This is a genomic window from Pseudomonas sp. PGPR40 (assembly GCF_022014505.1).
In the GTDB taxonomy this organism is placed as follows: Bacteria; Pseudomonadota; Gammaproteobacteria; order Pseudomonadales; family Pseudomonadaceae; genus Aquipseudomonas.
Genome location: NZ_JAKLSP010000006.1, coordinates 165,108 through 181,238 on the forward strand (window position 1 = coordinate 165,108; position 16,131 = coordinate 181,238).

The following is a 16,131-nucleotide window of genomic DNA, read 5'->3' on the forward strand; positions in this document are numbered from 1 at the left end:
TGGGCGTTCTGCTCTTTCGATATGCAGTCAGTGAAGGCACAATGCGCATCCTTTTTTTGGCTAGCCTTGCCGGAGGCCTGAAATGATCAAAACGCCGTACTACCTCATCGACAAACAAAAGCTGCTGGCGAACATGCAGAAGATCGCTTATGTGCGCGAACAGTCCGGGGCAAAGGCCCTGCTGGCACTCAAGTGCTTCGCCACCTGGTCGGTGTTCGACCTGATGCAGCAATACATGGACGGCACCACGTCGTCTTCGCTCTATGAGCTCAAGCTCGGTCGACAGAAGTTCGCTGGCGAGACCCACGCCTACAGCGTGGCCTGGGCCGACGACGAGATCGAGGAGATGCTCGACAACTGCGACAAGATCATCTTCAACTCCATCGGTCAATTGCAGCGCTACACTGAAGCTTCAGCAGGCAAGGTGCGCGGTCTGCGGGTCAATCCGCAGGTGAGCAGCTCGGATTACCTGCTAGCCGACCCGGCGCGGCCGTTCAGCCGTCTGGGCGAGTGGGATCCGGTGAAGATCGAGCAGGTCATCGAGCAGATCTCGGGCTTCATGTTCCACAACAACTGCGAGAACGCCGACTTCGGCCTGTTCGACCAGATGCTGTGTACCATCGAAGAGCGCTTCGGCCATCTGCTGCACAAGGTCGAGTGGGTCAGCCTGGGCGGCGGCATTCACTTCACCGGCGAAGGCTACGCGATCGACGCGTTCTGCGCGCGGCTCAAGGCCTTTTCGCAAAAATACGGCGTGCAGGTCTACCTGGAGCCGGGCGAAGCCGCCATCACTCAGAGCGCGTCGCTGGAAGTCACCGTGCTCGACACCCTCTACAACGGCAAGCACCTGGCCGTCGTGGACAGCTCCATCGAGGCGCACATGCTTGATCTGCTGATCTATCGCCTGAATGCCAAGCTGGCACCAAGCGATGGCGAACACACCTACATGGTGTGCGGCAAATCCTGCCTGGCCGGCGATATTTTCGGTGAGTATCAATTTGATCGTCCCTTGGCCATCGGCGATCGGCTGTCGTTCATCGATGCAGCGGGTTACACCATGGTCAAGAAGAACTGGTTCAACGGCCTGAAAATGCCGTCCATCGTAGTGAAACAACTCGACGGTAGTGTCGAGGTGGTTCGAGAGTTTGGTTACAACGACTACATGTCCAGCCTTTCGTAAGCTGGCAGAGAAGGAGAGAGAGAAAAATTGAAGAAGAACGTACTTATCATTGGTGCAGGAGGTGTCGCCAAGGTGGTGGCCCACAAGTGCGCGCAGCACAACGATGAACTCGGTCGTATTGCTATCGCGTCGCGCAACATCTCCAAATGCCAGGCCATCATCGACAGCGTCAAGGCCAAGGGCAGCCTCAAGCAGCCCGCCGACATCAAGGCCTTTTCGCTGAATGCTCTGGACGTCGAGGCGACCAAGGCGCTGATCCGTGAAACCGGATCGCAGATCGTCATCAACGTCGGTTCCGCCTTCCTCAACATGTCGGTACTGCGTGCCTGTATCGATACCGGTGTGGCCTACCTGGACACCGCCATTCACGAAGAACCGGGCAAAGTCTGCGAGACGCCGCCCTGGTACGGCAACTACGAGTGGAAGCACCTCGAGGAGTGCAAAGAGAAGAACATCACCGCCATCCTCGGTGTGGGCTTCGACCCGGGTGTGGTCAACGCCTATGCAGCGCTGGCGCAGCAACAGTATTTCGACCGTATTGATTCGATCGACATTCTCGACGTCAATGCCGGTTCCCACGGCAAGTATTTCGCCACCAATTTCGACCCGGAAATCAACTTCCGCGAATTCACCGGACAAGTGTGGAGCTGGCAGAACAGTCAGTGGACCAGCAACACGATGTTCGAAGTCAAACGCACCGACGACCTGCCGGTCGTAGGGGCGCAGAACCTGTACCTGACCGGCCACGATGAAGTGCACTCCCTGTCGAAGAACCTCGGCGTGCCCAACGTGCGTTTCTGGATGAGCTTTGGCGAGCACTACATCAATGTGTTCACCGTACTCAAGAACCTCGGCCTGCTCTCCGAGCAACCGGTCAAAACCGCTGAAGGCCTGGAAGTCGTGCCGCTGAAAGTGGTCAAGGCCGTGCTCCCTGATCCGAGCTCGCTGGCGCCCGGCTACACCGGCAAGACCTGCATCGGCGACCTGGTAAAAGGCACCAAGGATGGCCAGCCGCGCGAAGTGTTCATCTACAACGTGGCCGACCACGAGGAAGCCTACGCAGAAACCGACAGCCAGGGCATTTCCTATACCGCTGGCGTACCACCGGTAGCGGCAGCCCTGCTGGTCGCACGCGGTGAGTGGGATGTGCAGCGCATGGCCAACGTCGAGGAGCTGCCGGCCGAGCCGTTCCTCAAGGCGCTGGATGTGATGGGCCTGCCGACCCGCATCAAGGACGAGAATGGAGACCGTCCCTGGAGCTGAAACGCCTGAGGCGCGCCAAATACAGGTGAAACTTGTATCGCGCTCCAAACGCAAAAACGCCGCTCATTGAGCGGCGTTTTGGTTTGTGCCGATGAGCAGGCGGTGAGGCAGTAACCTCATGGCCTGACGTTAAATCAGAATACTGGCCCTATGTGTGCGAAGGATTATCAGGCCCGCCAAATCCAATGATTGCTTTGGTTTCCAGGTACTCTTCAAAACCGTAGACACCGTACTCACGACCATTACCAGAGCGCTTGTAGCCACCGAACGGAGCCATTGGATTCCAGGCGGGGTAATTCAAATGCACTTGTCCCGCGCGAATACGAGAGGCCACTGCACGTGCAAGATCAAGGTTCTGAGCCTGAACATGGGCGCCCAGCCCGTAGACCGTATCATTGGCGATAGCAACCGCCTCATCGATCGTTTCATACGGGATGATGCACAGCACCGGACCAAAGATTTCTTCTTGAGCGATGCGCATGGCCGAATCCACCTCAGAGAAAACAGTGGGTCGGGTGTAGAAACCTTTTTCATGACCCGCTACACGTCCTGGTCCGCCACAAACGAGTTTTGCGCCTTCGTTCAGGCCGGCTTCGATCATTGCTTGCACGCGATTGAACTGGGCCTCGTTGGCAATGGGGCCGAGTACCGTATCCTCCGATTGCGGATCACCCACGATGATCGCATTGGCGGTTGCGGCCGCCAGCGATTCGACCTCCGCCAGCCGATCTTTTGGAACGATCATTCTTGTCGGGGCGCTGCACGATTGACCGACGTTGCGAAACGCAGACATCACGCCCAGCGGGACGGCTTTGGCGAAGTCGGCGTCGGGAAGCATTAGATTCGGCGACTTGCCTCCGAGCTCTTGCGTGACGCGTTTCACCGTAGGGGCGGCCGCCTGTGCGACCAGCGCACCCGCGCGGTTTGAACCGGTAATTGAAATCATATCGATATCAGGGTGCGCCGCCATGGCTGCGCCGACCTCGGAGCCACTTCCGTTCACCAGATTGAAGACGCCCGGTGGGAGGCCTGCGTCATGCACCAGTTGGGCGAAAAGAAGGGCGCTCAGAGGTGACAGTTCGCTGGGTTTCAAGACCACTGTGCATCCGGCCGCAATAGCCGGGGCGACTTTCGCAGTGAGTTGATAAAGCGGCCAGTTCCACGGAGTGATGAGACCGCAGACGCCTATGGGTTCGCGTTCAATCGCCGTGTCGCCTTTAACGGTTTGGAAGCGATAGGTGGACAGGAGATCACGTGCGACCCGAACGTGTTCGGCCGCCAGAGGTACTTGCATTGCCCGTGCGGAACCGATGGCTGCGCCCATTTCCAGAGAGATCGCCTGGGCGAGCACTTCTTTTCGTTCAAGGATGAGGTCATGGATCTTTCCAAGGAAAAGTGCGCGCGATGCTGCCGAGGTGGCAGACCAGCCAGCAAAGGCTGCACGAGCCGCAGCGACTGCCCGATCAACATCCTCGGCGGACCCTTGCGCGACGTGTGCAACAACCTCTTCAGTGGCCGGATTGACCACCGGCAAACTGGCCGGGACTGCCGGGGAAGACCAACAGCCATTGATATAAAACGCGTGAGACGTTTGCGGATCAACGCTGTAGCTATTCGAAGATTGTGTTGTCATCCAACGAGCTCCTTAGAGCGGTAATAGGCACTGCGAGCAGCAGAGGGTAGTCATCAATAAGCTAACAAAGCGGCCCAGACACAATGTGCCGTTCTTTAAGTTCGCAAGGGATAATCTGCTGTATCTGCCAGGCTAAACGGGCGCACTCTCAGGGGGATGCGCCCGTTCTCGTTGCGCAGGTAGATTCTGCCGCATGTGGGGTTTCGGGAGTTCGTCGGCGCGCTATAACGGCCCACAAAGCTCAGAAAAAGGAGGCCAGCGCCCGAGTCTGGAGCATCCCGCACAGTCTGCTGAGCAAGCCCTGCAAAACGGTGGTTTGTGCCAAGCAACCTATACTTTTAACGATTTATGCAGGGTCTCTTGGTGTTGTAATAATTTCGTGATGCAGCGTTGCCCCGATGCTTCTCGAACGGAGTAACTGCTTGCCCCGTCATGACCTCAACCATCATTCAGGACTGCACTCATGAGCTTTCTCCGACCCAAGTTTATTACCTTTGACTGCTACGGCACGTTGACCAACTTCCAAATGGGAAACATGACGCGCGAGCTGTTCGCCGATCGTGTCCCTGCCGGGCAAATGGATCAGTTCGTCAAGGACTTCTCCGCCTATCGTCTGGATCAGGTGATGGGTGACTGGCGGCCGTATGATGAGATTATCAAGACCTCTCTGGCGCGGGTCTGCAAACGTTGGGGCATCGAGTACAAAGGCGAAGGCCAACTCTATTACGACGCCGTACCGACGTGGGGCCCACATGCCGACGTGCCGGCTGGCCTGGCGAAAATCGCCGACAAGATTCCGCTGGTGATTTTCTCCAACGCGATGGACGAGCAGATCATGTCCAACGTCGACAAGCTCGGCGCGCCTTTCCATAAAGTCTTCACCGCCCAACAGGCCCAGGCCTACAAGCCGCGCCTGGCCGCCTTCGAGTTCATGCTCGACAACCTGGGCTGCGGGCCGGAGGACGTTCTGCATGTGTCCTCGAGCTTCCGTTATGACCTGATGTCGGCCCACGACATGAAGATCAAGAACAAAGCCTTCGTTGCCCGTGGTCACGAACAGCCGGCGAATGCGGTTTATGGCTACCACCAGATCCCGGACATCGGCGGGTTGGCCGGATTGGTCGGTCTCTGAGTCTCACGGCACTCTTCAAGGCAAAAGGGGTTAGACATGGGCAGTGAGTCCTATTGGCTCGATACCGCACCGGTGTTCACCGGTGCCCAGTTCGGCGGGTTGCCCGGGCAGGTTGATGTGGCCATCGTTGGTGGTGGTCTCACCGGCCTGGCGGCGGCCCGGGCCCTGGCCTTGAAGGGGGCCAGTGTGGTGGTGCTGGAAGGGGGCCGGGTAATTGGCGAGGCGTCAGGGCGCAATGGCGGTCAGTGCAACACCGGCGTTGCCCAGGACTACGCGGCGCTCAGCGCCAGCCTCGGTGCTGATAAAGCGCGAGCCTATTATCTGGCCTATGAAAGCGCCGTGCAGAGCGTCGTCTCACTGGTGGAACAGGAGCAGATTGCCTGCGATCTCAAGCGCAATGGCAAGCTCAAGCTGGCCGCCAAACCGATGCATTACGAAAGCCTGGCGCGCACCTGCGAATTGATTCGGCGCGAGGTCGATGCCGAGGTCGAGTTGCTGTCTGCGCAAGAGGCGCGTGCTGAAGTCAACTCGGCCGAATTCCATGGAGGTTTGCTGCAGCGCAACGGCGTGCAGATGCACGTCGGGCGCTTCGGTGTCGGTCTGGCCGAAGCGGCAGCACGTCACGGCGCGTTGATCTTCCAAGGCGTATCGGTGACGGATTGGAAAGCTTGTGCCGGCGGCTATCAGGTCAACACCACCAAGGGCTCGCTGCATGCCAAACAGGTCCTGCTGGCCACCGGCACCTGTCAGCAGGGCGGATTGGGCTGGTATCGGCGGCGGATCGTGCCGGTGGGCAGTTTCGTGATCGCCACCGAGGTGCTACCGCAGGCCCTGATCGACAGCTTGTTACCGGCACGGCGTTCCTATGTCACCAGCCGCATGATCGGTAACTACTTCCGCCTGACGCCGGACAACCGCTTGCTGTTTGGCGGTCGTGCGCGGTTTGCCATGTCTGACAGCGTTTCCGACGCCAAGAGCGGCAAAGTGTTGCAAGCGGCAATGGTGCGGATGTTCCCGCAGTTGGCTGGCGTGAAGATCGACTATTGCTGGGGTGGGTTGGTGGACATGACCTCTGACCGGTTACCCCGGGCCGGCCAGCATGGAGGCGTTTATTACTCCATGGGTTACAGCGGTCATGGGGTGCAGATGTCGGTGCACATGGGACAGGTCATGGCCGAGGTCATGGCCGGCAAGGTCGAGGCCAATCCCTGGCGCGAACTCGAGTGGCCGGCCATTCCCGGGCATTTCGGCAAGCCCTGGTTCCTGCCCTTGGTAGGTGCGTATTACCGCCTGCAGGACTACCTGCACTGAGTTCATGTGGTTGCTTCTCATTTTTACGTTTCAATCACGCTGCGCTTAATCGCCAGCACTTGAGCCTTATCATTTGCGAAAGGTAGGACTGACATGACTGACGATAAAAAGAATATCGACTCCCAGTTGATTACAGGTGAAGAAAGTCTGCGTGTTTTTGAAGGGCTCAATCGCGGCATGTCACGCCGCAATGCATTGCAAATGCTGGGGTTGGCAGGGGTGGCCGCAGTGGGAGCTGGCAGTTTGTTCGGCGCCGCCGGCAAGCTGTTTGCCGAGGAAGCCGCAAGCCCTGGCAAAGGCAAACCCGGAGGTCGTATCCGCGTCGCAGGCTCGTCCAGTTCCACCGCCGACACCCTGGACCCGGCCAAAGGATCATCGTCCACCGACTACGTGCGCCATTACATGTTCTACAACGGCCTGACCCGTTTCGACAGCCATATGGTGCCGCAACTGGAGTTGGCCGAGCGTATCGACACCACTGACGCCACGCTCTGGGTGATCACCCTGCGCAAGGAAGTGGTCTTCCACAATGGCAAGCCTCTGACCGCGGCCGACGTGGTGTTTTCTCTGTTGCGGCACAAGGATCCCATCACCGGTTCCAAGGTCCTGCCGCTGGCGTCGCAGTTCGCCGAAGTCAAGGCCAACGGCACCCATGAAGTGCAGATACAGTTGAGCGGCCCGAATGCTGAACTACCATCGGTTCTTGCCATCTCTCACATGTTGATCGTTCCCGAGGGGACGAGCGATTTCAGCCAGGGCATCGGAACCGGCCCGTTCAAGGCCAAGGAGTTCAAGCCCGGGGTGCGTTCGATTGGTGTGCGCAATACCAATTACTGGAAACCCGGCTTGCCGTATCTGGACGAGATCGAATTTATCGCCATTGCCGATGAGCCGTCACGGATCAACGCTCTGTTGTCAGGCGACGTACACATCGTCAACGAGGTGAACCCGCGCTCAACGGTCCGCATCAAGGCCAGCACCAAGCATCAGGTCGTGGACTCGCCGTCGGGTAACTACACCGACCTGATCATCCGTCAGGACCAACTGCCGGGCAAAAGCCCGGAATTCACCGAGGCCATGAAATTGCTGCTGGATCGGGAGCAGATCAAGTCGGCGATATTCCGGGGCTACGCCCGGGTCGGCAACGATCACCCGATCGCACCCGGTGCGCGCTTCTTCAACGCCGACCTGCCACAACGTGCCTATGACCCGGAAAAAGCCAGGTTTCTGCTCAAAAAGGCCGGAATGGAAAGCATCACCATGCCGCTGATGTGTTCGCCGGCCGCGACCGGTTCGGTGGACATTGCTGTGCTGCTGCAGCAGTCAGCCAAACAGGCCGGGCTCAAGCTCGACGTCAACCGCCTGCCGAGCGATGGCTACTGGTCCAACCATTGGGCGAAGCACCCGCTGAGTTTCGGCAACATCAACCCGCGGCCGAATGCCGACATGCTGTTCTCGCAGTTCTTCCAGTCGACAGCACCCTGGAATGAGTCCGGCTGGAAAAACGAACAGTTCGACCAGCTGCTGGTACAAGCCCGCGGTGAAACCGACGAGGCCAAGCGCGGCAAGATGTACGCCGACATGCAAGCCCTGGTGCATGAGCACAGCGGTATCGGTGTGCCGGTGTTCATCAGCAACATCGATGGTGCCGATCAGCGGGTCAAAGGCTACGGCACCAACCCTCTGGGCGGTTTCATGGGTTACATGTTTGCCGAGCAGATCTGGCTGGACGCTTGATGAAAGGCGGGTTTTTGCTGCAGCTACATTGCATGAGGATTGGGTGATGAATAGCAACACACTGTGGTTGATCGGTCGGCGCGTGGGCTCGGCGATCGTGACCTTGTTGATTGTGTCCATGGTGGTTTTCGCCATCACGGCGGTGCTGCCGGGGGACGCGGCGCAACAGTCTCTGGGGCAGTTCGCCACGCCGGAACAAGTGGCGGCCTTGCGCCTGAAAATGGGGCTGGATCAGCCCGGTGTGTTGCGTTACCTGCACTGGTTGATGAGCCTGCTTAGCGGTGACATGGGGTTGTCAGTGTCCAACGCCATGCCGGTCAGTGACTTGATGGCCGGGCGTTTACCCAACACCCTGATGCTGGCGGCCGCCACGGCGTTGGTGTCAGTGCCGGTGGCGTTGATTCTGGGCATCGGTTCAGCCATGGGCCGGGGCGGGCGCATCGACAGCTTCCTCAGCTTTTTCACCTTGACCATGGTGGCGGTGCCGGAGTTTCTGGTCGCGACCCTGGCGGTACTGATTTTCGCGGTGAACCTGGGCTGGTTGTCGGCGCTGTCCTACGCCAGTGACATCACTTCACCCTGGCAATTCATGCGTACTTACGCGTTGCCGGTGATGACGTTGTGCTGCGTTATTGTCGCGCAAATGGCGCGCATGACGAGGGCGGCGGTGATCGATCAGCTCGACAGCCCTTATGTGGAAATGGCCCGGCTCAAAGGTGTCAGCAAGATTCGGATCGTCCTGCGCCATGCCTTGCCCAATGCCATCGGCCCGATCGCCAATGCCATCGCCCTGAGCCTGTCCTACCTGTTGGGCGGCGTGGTGATTGTTGAAACGATCTTCAACTATCCCGGTATCGCCAGCCTGATGGTCGATGCCGTGACCAATCGCGACATGGCCTTGGTTCAAGCCTGCACCATGTTGTTTTGTACAGCGTATTTGACGTTGGTGCTGATTGCCGACCTGTGCGCGATTCTTTCCAATCCGAGGCTGAGAAACCAATGAACAATCTCATTGTGAAATCGCCGGCTACTACCAAATTGGCGTTGGGCAAGGTTTCCCACGGATCGTCCTGGCTCGGCCTGATCGGCGCTGCGATGTGTGTGATCTGGTTGCTGGTAGCCATCTTCGGCCCATGGCTGGCACCGCATCCGGTGGGGCAAGTGGTCTCGGATAATGTCTTCGACAACCTGAGCGCTGCTTACCCGTTCGGCACCGATTACCTGGGCCGCGACATGCTCAGCCGGATCCTCGTCGGCGCACGCTTCACCGTCGGCCTGGCATTGGTGGCCGCGGTGTTGGCCAGCAGTCTGGGGACCGGTTGTGCATTGTTGTCGGTGGTGTCACCGAAGTGGCTGGATGAACTGATCAGTCGACTGATGGACGCTTTCATTTCGATCCCCAGCAAGATGCTGGCACTGATCATGGTCTCGGCCTTCGGCTCCTCGGTCACCTTGCTGATTTGCACGGCGGTATTGAGCTTCACTCCGGGCGCATTCCGCATCGCCCGCAGCATGGCGGTGAATATCGAAGCGCTGGAATACGTGCAAGTGGCCCGTACTCGCGGCGAGCGTCGACTGTACATTGCCTGCGTGGAAATCCTGCCGAACATGCTCAACCCGGTGCTGACGGACCTGGGCTTGCGCTTCGGTTTCATCGTGCTCCTGCTCAGTGGCATGAGCTTCCTGGGCCTGGGTGTGCAGCCGCCGGATGCCGACCTCGGCTCGCTGGTGCGCGAGAATATCGGCGGCCTTAATCAGGGCGCGCCGGCCATCGTGATTCCGGCCCTGGCCATCGGCACCCTGACCATCGGTGTGAATCTGTTTATCGACCGGCTGTCGTCGCGACGTAGTCGACGTTCGGGAGGCCATTGAAATGAGCGAATTAATTCGAGTCCAGGACCTGCGAGTGGTCGCCTGTGGCGAGCTCGGTGAGGTGGAAATCGTCAAGGGCGTGAGCTTCGCCCTGGAAAAAGGTGAAGTGCTGGCGTTGATCGGTGAGTCTGGCTCCGGCAAGACCACCATCGCCCTGGCGTTGCTCGGTTATGCCCGCCGTGGGTGTCGGCTGGCGGGTGGCGTGGTGCAAATCGGCGAACACGACATGCTGGCGTTGAGCGAAAGCGAGCTGCAAGGCCTGCGCGGCAATCGTGTGTCGTACATCGCGCAAAGCGCTGCGGCGGCGTTTAACCCGGCGAAAAAACTCATCGACCAAGTGGTGGAGGGCGCGTTGATTCATGGTCTGGGCAGCCGGGCTGTGCTTGAGGCCAAGGCCATCGAGTTGTTCCGCGACCTGGCCTTGCCAGACCCTGATCGCATCGGCCAACGCTATCCCCATCAAGTCTCCGGCGGGCAACTGCAACGGGTGATGGCGGCCATGGCGCTGATCAGCGATCCGCTGCTGGTGGTGCTCGACGAACCGACGACGGCACTCGATGTGACGACCCAGATCGATGTGCTGCGTGCCTTCAAGCGAGTGGTGCGCGAACGCGGCGCGACGGCAGTCTACGTTTCCCATGACCTGGCCGTGGTCGCGCAAATGGCTGACCAGATCGTGGTGCTCAATGGCGGCGAGATCTTCGAGCAGAGCGCCACGGCACCCTTGCTCAAAGGTCCGGCCCACGAATACACCCGCAGTTTGTTGGCAGCGGCGCGGCCGGACACGACGATTCGTCCACCTTGCGGCATCGCCGAAGAGACGCCATTGCTGACCATTCAGGGCCTGACCGCCGGTTACGGCAATAAGAACGCGCAAGGCATGCCGGCCATTCGTGTGCTGGAAGAGATCGACCTGACGGTTCGCAGAGGGCAGGCCATCGGGGTGATCGGTGAGTCGGGTTCTGGCAAGTCGACCCTGGCGCGGGTCGTGGCCGGATTATTGGAGCCGGCCCTTGGCGGACTGACCTTCGATGGCCAGCCCTTGGGTGGCAGCCTGTCGTCGCGCACCGACGAGCAGTTCCGACGCATTCAAATGGTCTTCCAGAACGCCGACACCGCACTCAATCCGATGCACAGCGTCAGCACGATTCTGAGTCGTCCGCTGAAGATGTATTTTGGTCTCAAGGGCTCAGCACTGCGTCAGCGTATCGACGAGTTGCTGGATCTCGTTCGTTTGCCACGCGCGATGGCTGAGCGTCGTCCGAACGAACTGTCTGGCGGGCAAAAACAACGGGTCAATCTGGCCCGGGCCCTGGCCGCCAAGCCGGATCTGATTCTGTGCGACGAGGTAACGTCGGCACTGGATACCGTGGTGGGTGCAGCGATCCTCGAACTGTTGCGCGACCTGCGTCAGCAACTGGGCGTGTCCTATCTGTTCATCAGCCATGACATCTCTACCGTGCGAGCGCTGTGCGACGACATCGTGGTGATGTACAGCGGCCACAAGATCCAGGCTGGCAGTCGCCAGTCGTATGCCCAAGCGCCGTTCCATCCCTACACCGACCTGTTGATCCATTCGGTGCCGGAGTTGCGCCAGGGCTGGCTGGAAAGCTGCGGAACAACGACCTGCGGCACGCTGCCGCCCATGGGTGCAAAAGCCAATGTGCCTGGGCTGTGCACGTTCCTCAATCGTTGCCCGGTGCGGGTTGACGGCCTGTGCAATTGCGTTCCGCCGGAACGTCACTTGATTGTTGGCGGCAGTGAAGTCCTTTGCCATCACGACAGTGCCGAGCTGCTGAAAACCCAGCAGGATTCCAACAGCATGACCGTGGGAGCTTATGCATGAACGGGCGTTTCGTCAGGCTGGCCGAAGAGGGCCGGTGCATCGTCAAACTGAAGGTAGACGGCATGCCCATCGAGGCGTTGCAGGGCGATACGCTGATGGTCGCGTTGCTGACTCAGGGTTCGGCGTTGCGCCAATCGGAGTTCGATTCGGGCCGCCGCGCCGGTTTCTGCCTGATGGGCGCTTGCCAGGACTGTTGGGTCTGGACCCGCAGCGGCGAGCGTCTACGTGCCTGTTCCAATGAGGTCCGTGAAGGATTGGATATTGTCACTACACAACCGGAGGCGATATGGCCACTGCGCGGCTGAGCACTCATCGAGTCGTTATCGTCGGCGCCGGACCGGCCGGCACACGCTGTGCCGAAACCCTGGTCGCTGCTGGATTCAAGCCCATCCTGATCGACGAGAATCGCCGGGATGGCGGGCAGATCTACCGTCGCCAACCCGAAGGGTTTACCCGCAATTACGCCACGCTGTATGGCACCGAAGCCGCCAAGGCCAATGACCTGCACCAGAGCTTCGACCGCTTGCGCGGGCAGATCGATTATCGTCCGGACACACTGGTGTGGAACCTGACGCCGGGCCAACTGTGCTGCGTCAGCCAGGGCAAGCACTCGACGGTGGATTACGACGCGCTGATCCTGTGCACCGGCGCCACCGACCGCTTGATGCCGATCGAAGGCTGGCAGTTGGCGGGCACCTATAGCCTCGGCGGGGCGCAGATTGCGCTCAAGTCCCAAGCGGTTTCCATCGGTCACCGCGTGGTGTTCATGGGCAGCGGGCCGTTGCTGTATCTGGTCGCCAGTCAGTATGTGAAAGCCGGGGCCAACGTCGCGGCGGTGCTCGACACCTCGCCGTTGAGCAAGCGGATCGGTGCATTGCCGAAGCTGATGGCGCGCCCCGGATTGCTGCTCACCGGGATGAAACTGTTGGCGCAGTTGTATCGCGCGAAGATCCCGGTGCATCTGGGCATTTCGCCGCTTCAAGTGCTGGGCGATGCGGCCAATGGTGTCAGTGGCGTCCGCGTGCGCACGGCTCGCGGTGAGACCTTGACGGTGGACTGCGATGCCGTGGCCCTGGGTTATCACTTGCGTCCGGAAACTCAATTGGCTGACCTGGCCGGTTGCCGTATGCGCTTCGATGAAGCATCGAGCCAATGGTGGCTGGCCACGGATGAAGACGGCCGGACCTCGGTCAGCGGCGTGTATGCCGCTGGCGACGGTTCGAAGATTCGCGGCGCCGATGCCGCCGAACACGCCGGGCGACTGGTGGCCATGGCGCTGCTGGAGGATCTGCAGCAACCGGTGAACGCCGGATTGCGCGACGCACAACGGCACGCGCTGGCGGTCATGGATCAGTTTCGTCTCGGCCTGGCCCAGGCGTTTCCGTGGCCTTCTGCCCAGGCCAAAGCGCTGCCGGACGAAGCGATCGTCTGCCGTTGCGAAATGATCACGGCCGGCGAGTTGCGCCGTACTGTCAGTGAGAAGGGTGCCTGTGAAGTTAACCGGGCCAAGGCTTTCAGCCGGGTTGGCATGGGCCGCTGTCAGGGGCGTTATTGCTCCCAGGCCGGCGCTGAAGTGATCGCCGCTGCGGCGGGTGTTGCAGTGCAACAGGTCGGTCGGCAGCGCGGTCAGGCGCCGGTCAAACCCCTTTCGATGCTCACCGAGGAGGTGTCGCCATGACAGTACAGAAAGCTGATGTCGTGATTGTCGGCGGCGGACTGATGGGCTCGGCGGCGGCGTTTTTCCTGCGTCAGCGCGGGCAGTCGGTAATTTTGCTGGAGCGCGACCAGATCGGTCAGTACGCCAGCGGCGTGAATTTCGGCAATGTTCGGCGTCAGGGACGTTACCTCGGACAGCTTGAGTTGGCCAATCGGTCCTGGGCGCTGTGGAAGCGTCTGCCGGAGCTGATCGACGACGACCTCGAATTCATCGCCAGCGGGCATATGCGGGTGTGTTACCGGGAAGATGAGATCGCCGAGCTGCAAGCCTATGCCGACGCGCCCGAAGCCGAGCAGTTGGACCTGAAAATCTTTCGTGGCGCCGAGCTGCACACGCGATTTCCGTTCCTCGGCCCGGATGTGAAGGGCGGCTCCTACGCTCCACACGATGGTCACGCCAACCCGCGTCTGGCGGCCCCGGCGTTTGCCCGGGCGGCACGACGTCTCGGTGCGCGGATCGAAGAACGGACTGAAGTGGCCGAGGTGCAGAAGGTCGGCGGCGAGTTCAGCATCAGCACCACCGACGGCCGCCAGTTCAGTGCCGAGCGCCTGCTGATTACGGCCGGCGCCTGGGGCCAGAAACTCTCGGCGCAGTTCGGTGAGCCGGTGCCGCTGGACACCCACGGTCCGCAAATGGCAGTGACCGAACCGGTGCCTTACGCCTTGCCGACGGTGATCGGCGTTTACACCAGGATTCCCGAGGAAATGATTTATTTCCGCCAGATCCCCCGCGGCAACATCGTCATTGGTGGCGGCTACCGCAGCAAGCCCGACATGCTCACTCGTCGGGCTCAGGTCGAGCCGCGCAGCATTCTCAATCAGTTTGAGCAAATGCGTCGTTTGCTGCCGGGTGTCGGCAACCTGAACATCATTCGGGTCTGGAGTGGTATCGAAGGTTACCTGCCTGATTCCCTGCCCATAATGGGGCCGAGCGGCACCGTTGATGGTTTGTTCTATGCGTTCGGTTTCAGCGGTCATGGCTTCCAGCTTGGGCCGGGGGTCGGCGATGTGATGGCGGAACTGATCAGCACCGGCAGCACCAGCACTTCGATTTCGCCGTTCTCCATCAACCGGTTCGCTTCTTCAGTCGAGCAACGGAGCAAGGTCTCATGAAACCCCGCGTACTGGACATTCTCAAACGGTTGTTGGCTTTCGACACCGTCTCTTCGGAGTCGAACATGGCCTTGATCGAGTACGTGCGCGATCTGCTGCTGAGCAAGGGCATCGAGTCCTTGATCGTCAAGGATGAAAGCGGCAAAAAAGCCAATCTGTTTGCCAGCACCGGTCCACGGGAAGTGCCGGGAATTTTGCTGTCTGGGCACACCGATGTCGTGCCGGCAGCGGGGCAGGCCTGGACCTTCCCGGCGTTTCAGGCGACGGTGCAGGACGGGCGGATTTATGGCCGAGGCAGTTGTGATATGAAGGGCTTTATCGCGCTGGCCATCGACGCCATGCTCGATGCTGCCGACCATTCATTGAACCGGCCATTGCAACTGGCGCTGTCCCATGATGAAGAGATCGGCTGCGTCGGTGTGCGGCGTTTGCTCGACGTGCTGCACCTGGCGCCGGTGCGGCCGTTTTTGTGCGTGATCGGTGAGCCGACCAACATGCGGTTCGTGCTCGGGCACAAGGGCAAGGGTTCTTATCGCACTTACTGTCGCGGCCTGGAAGCGCATTCCTCGCTGGCGCCGCGTTCGGTCAATGCGATTCACGTGGCCTGCGATTTCATCGCGGCACTGCGTCAGAGCCAGCAGCAACTGCAAGAGCAGGGTGCCCAGGATGCCGACTATGACGTGCCTTACAGCACCGTGCATGTCGGGCAGATTGTCGGCGGCAAGGCGCTGAATATCGTGCCGAACCTGTGCACCCTGGATTTCGAAGTGCGTAACTTGCCGGCGGACGACCTGGATCAGTTTCTGGAGCAGATGCGCGAGCGTGCCGAAGTGATCGTGCGCGAAGCGAAAAAGCTGTCCAGTGTGGCGGATATCGAAATTGAAACCCTGAACGTCTATCCCGGCCTCGATACCCACCCGAGTGTCGAGGCGGTGCGCTTTCTGAAAAACTTCGCCGCGCCGGATACCGGCACCGCCAAGGTCTCTTTCGGCACCGAGGGTGGGTTGTTCAAGCAGCGGCTGGATGTGCCGGTGGTGGTCTGTGGCCCGGGTTCGATAGAGCAGGCGCACAAGCCTGACGAGTTCATCGAGATCGGTCAGATGGAGGCCGGCGAGCACTTCCTGCAAGGGTTGTTGGGCTCGATGCGGTTTTAGGGTTCCGTTTGGTTCCCGATTTTGGTCGGTGTACATATCCGTTGCTGCGGTCATGGCGGCTGGCGGTTTCGCCCTTACGGCGAGTCACTTGGAAAAGCCCCAAGTAACCAAGGGCTCTTTGCCCCTTTCGTTCGGTGCCTCGCTAAGGCTCGGCATGCCCTCGCTCCGGTCCTG

At 60.0% G+C, this 16,131-nt stretch carries 13 protein-coding genes; 12 read left to right on the forward strand and 1 reads right to left on the reverse strand.

Annotated elements, in window-relative coordinates; all coding sequences use genetic code 11:
• The first annotated feature begins 82 nt into the window (after positions 1 to 82).
• The gene (nspC, locus tag MEB48_RS07880; RefSeq protein ID WP_237883419.1) at positions 83 to 1,180 is read left to right on the forward strand and encodes a carboxynorspermidine decarboxylase; all 1,098 of its coding nucleotides are present in this window, start codon (positions 83 to 85) and stop codon (positions 1,178 to 1,180) included.
• A 27-nt stretch (positions 1,181 to 1,207) separates the two neighbouring features.
• Positions 1,208 to 2,443: a saccharopine dehydrogenase family protein gene (locus MEB48_RS07885; protein ID WP_237883421.1), complete on the forward strand. Its 1,236-nt coding sequence runs from the start codon at positions 1,208 to 1,210 to the stop codon at positions 2,441 to 2,443.
• Positions 2,444 to 2,591: 148 nt separating this feature from the next.
• Here the strand turns inward: MEB48_RS07885 and MEB48_RS07890 are convergent, their stop codons facing one another.
• Positions 2,592 to 4,076 carry an aldehyde dehydrogenase family protein gene (locus MEB48_RS07890; protein ID WP_237883423.1) on the reverse strand — a complete coding sequence of 495 codons (1,485 nt, stop codon included), beginning with the start codon at positions 4,074 to 4,076 and terminating at the stop codon, positions 2,592 to 2,594.
• A gap of 463 nt (positions 4,077 to 4,539) precedes the next feature.
• Between MEB48_RS07890 and MEB48_RS07895 the strand changes: the two genes are divergently transcribed.
• The 10 genes from MEB48_RS07895 to argE all read left to right on the forward strand — a co-directional run bounded on the left by MEB48_RS07895 (position 4,540) and on the right by argE (position 15,957).
• On the forward strand, positions 4,540 to 5,208 hold the full coding sequence (locus MEB48_RS07895) for a haloacid dehalogenase type II (protein ID WP_237883425.1): 669 nt from the start codon (positions 4,540 to 4,542) through the stop codon (positions 5,206 to 5,208).
• 36 nt (positions 5,209 to 5,244) lie between these two features.
• Complete coding sequence (locus MEB48_RS07900) at positions 5,245 to 6,519, forward strand: NAD(P)/FAD-dependent oxidoreductase (protein ID WP_237883427.1); 1,275 nt, start codon at positions 5,245 to 5,247, stop codon at positions 6,517 to 6,519.
• Positions 6,520 to 6,612: 93 nt separating this feature from the next.
• Positions 6,613 to 8,256, forward strand: coding sequence for an ABC transporter substrate-binding protein (locus MEB48_RS07905; protein ID WP_237883429.1), 1,644 nt, complete (start codon positions 6,613 to 6,615; stop codon positions 8,254 to 8,256).
• 46 nt (positions 8,257 to 8,302) lie between these two features.
• On the forward strand, positions 8,303 to 9,259 hold the full coding sequence (locus MEB48_RS07910) for an ABC transporter permease (protein ID WP_237883431.1): 957 nt from the start codon (positions 8,303 to 8,305) through the stop codon (positions 9,257 to 9,259).
• On the forward strand, positions 9,256 to 10,128 hold the full coding sequence (locus tag MEB48_RS07915; protein ID WP_237883433.1) for an ABC transporter permease: 873 nt from the start codon (positions 9,256 to 9,258) through the stop codon (positions 10,126 to 10,128). The genes MEB48_RS07910 and MEB48_RS07915 overlap by 4 nt, the downstream gene beginning before the upstream one ends.
• A gap of 1 nt (position 10,129) precedes the next feature.
• Positions 10,130 to 11,974, forward strand: a complete 1,845-nt coding sequence (locus tag MEB48_RS07920; RefSeq protein WP_237883435.1) for an ABC transporter ATP-binding protein — start codon at positions 10,130 to 10,132, stop codon at positions 11,972 to 11,974.
• The gene (locus MEB48_RS07925; protein ID WP_237883437.1) at positions 11,971 to 12,279 is read left to right on the forward strand and encodes a (2Fe-2S)-binding protein; all 309 of its coding nucleotides are present in this window, start codon (positions 11,971 to 11,973) and stop codon (positions 12,277 to 12,279) included. Before MEB48_RS07920 ends, MEB48_RS07925 begins: the two co-directional genes overlap by 4 nt.
• Complete coding sequence (locus tag MEB48_RS07930) at positions 12,261 to 13,652, forward strand: FAD/NAD(P)-dependent oxidoreductase (protein WP_237883439.1); 1,392 nt, start codon at positions 12,261 to 12,263, stop codon at positions 13,650 to 13,652. Before MEB48_RS07925 ends, MEB48_RS07930 begins: the two co-directional genes overlap by 19 nt.
• Positions 13,649 to 14,803: an NAD(P)/FAD-dependent oxidoreductase gene (locus MEB48_RS07935; protein WP_237883441.1), complete on the forward strand. Its 1,155-nt coding sequence runs from the start codon at positions 13,649 to 13,651 to the stop codon at positions 14,801 to 14,803. Before MEB48_RS07930 ends, MEB48_RS07935 begins: the two co-directional genes overlap by 4 nt.
• A complete protein-coding gene (argE, locus tag MEB48_RS07940) occupies positions 14,800 to 15,957 on the forward strand; it encodes an acetylornithine deacetylase (RefSeq protein ID WP_237883443.1) in 1,158 nt (385 codons plus the stop codon). The genes MEB48_RS07935 and argE overlap by 4 nt, the downstream gene beginning before the upstream one ends.
• The last annotated feature ends 174 nt before the right edge of the window (positions 15,958 to 16,131 follow it).

Excerpts from the sequence above, each read along its gene's own strand:
- nspC (WP_237883419.1), top strand. The coding sequence starts at position 83 with ATGATCAAAACGCCGTACTACCTCATCGACAAACAAAAGCTGCTGGCG.
- MEB48_RS07890 (WP_237883423.1), bottom strand. The coding sequence starts at position 4,076 with ATGACAACACAATCTTCGAATAGCTACAGCGTTGATCCGCAAACGTCT.
- MEB48_RS07895 (WP_237883425.1), top strand. The coding sequence starts at position 4,540 with ATGAGCTTTCTCCGACCCAAGTTTATTACCTTTGACTGCTACGGCACG.
- MEB48_RS07900 (WP_237883427.1), top strand. The coding sequence starts at position 5,245 with ATGGGCAGTGAGTCCTATTGGCTCGATACCGCACCGGTGTTCACCGGT.
- MEB48_RS07905 (WP_237883429.1), top strand. The coding sequence starts at position 6,613 with ATGACTGACGATAAAAAGAATATCGACTCCCAGTTGATTACAGGTGAA.
- MEB48_RS07910 (WP_237883431.1), top strand. The coding sequence starts at position 8,303 with ATGAATAGCAACACACTGTGGTTGATCGGTCGGCGCGTGGGCTCGGCG.
- MEB48_RS07915 (WP_237883433.1), top strand. The coding sequence starts at position 9,256 with ATGAACAATCTCATTGTGAAATCGCCGGCTACTACCAAATTGGCGTTG.
- MEB48_RS07920 (WP_237883435.1), top strand. The coding sequence starts at position 10,130 with ATGAGCGAATTAATTCGAGTCCAGGACCTGCGAGTGGTCGCCTGTGGC.
- MEB48_RS07925 (WP_237883437.1), top strand. The coding sequence starts at position 11,971 with ATGAACGGGCGTTTCGTCAGGCTGGCCGAAGAGGGCCGGTGCATCGTC.
- MEB48_RS07930 (WP_237883439.1), top strand. The coding sequence starts at position 12,261 with ATGGCCACTGCGCGGCTGAGCACTCATCGAGTCGTTATCGTCGGCGCC.
- MEB48_RS07935 (WP_237883441.1), top strand. The coding sequence starts at position 13,649 with ATGACAGTACAGAAAGCTGATGTCGTGATTGTCGGCGGCGGACTGATG.
- argE (WP_237883443.1), top strand. The coding sequence starts at position 14,800 with ATGAAACCCCGCGTACTGGACATTCTCAAACGGTTGTTGGCTTTCGAC.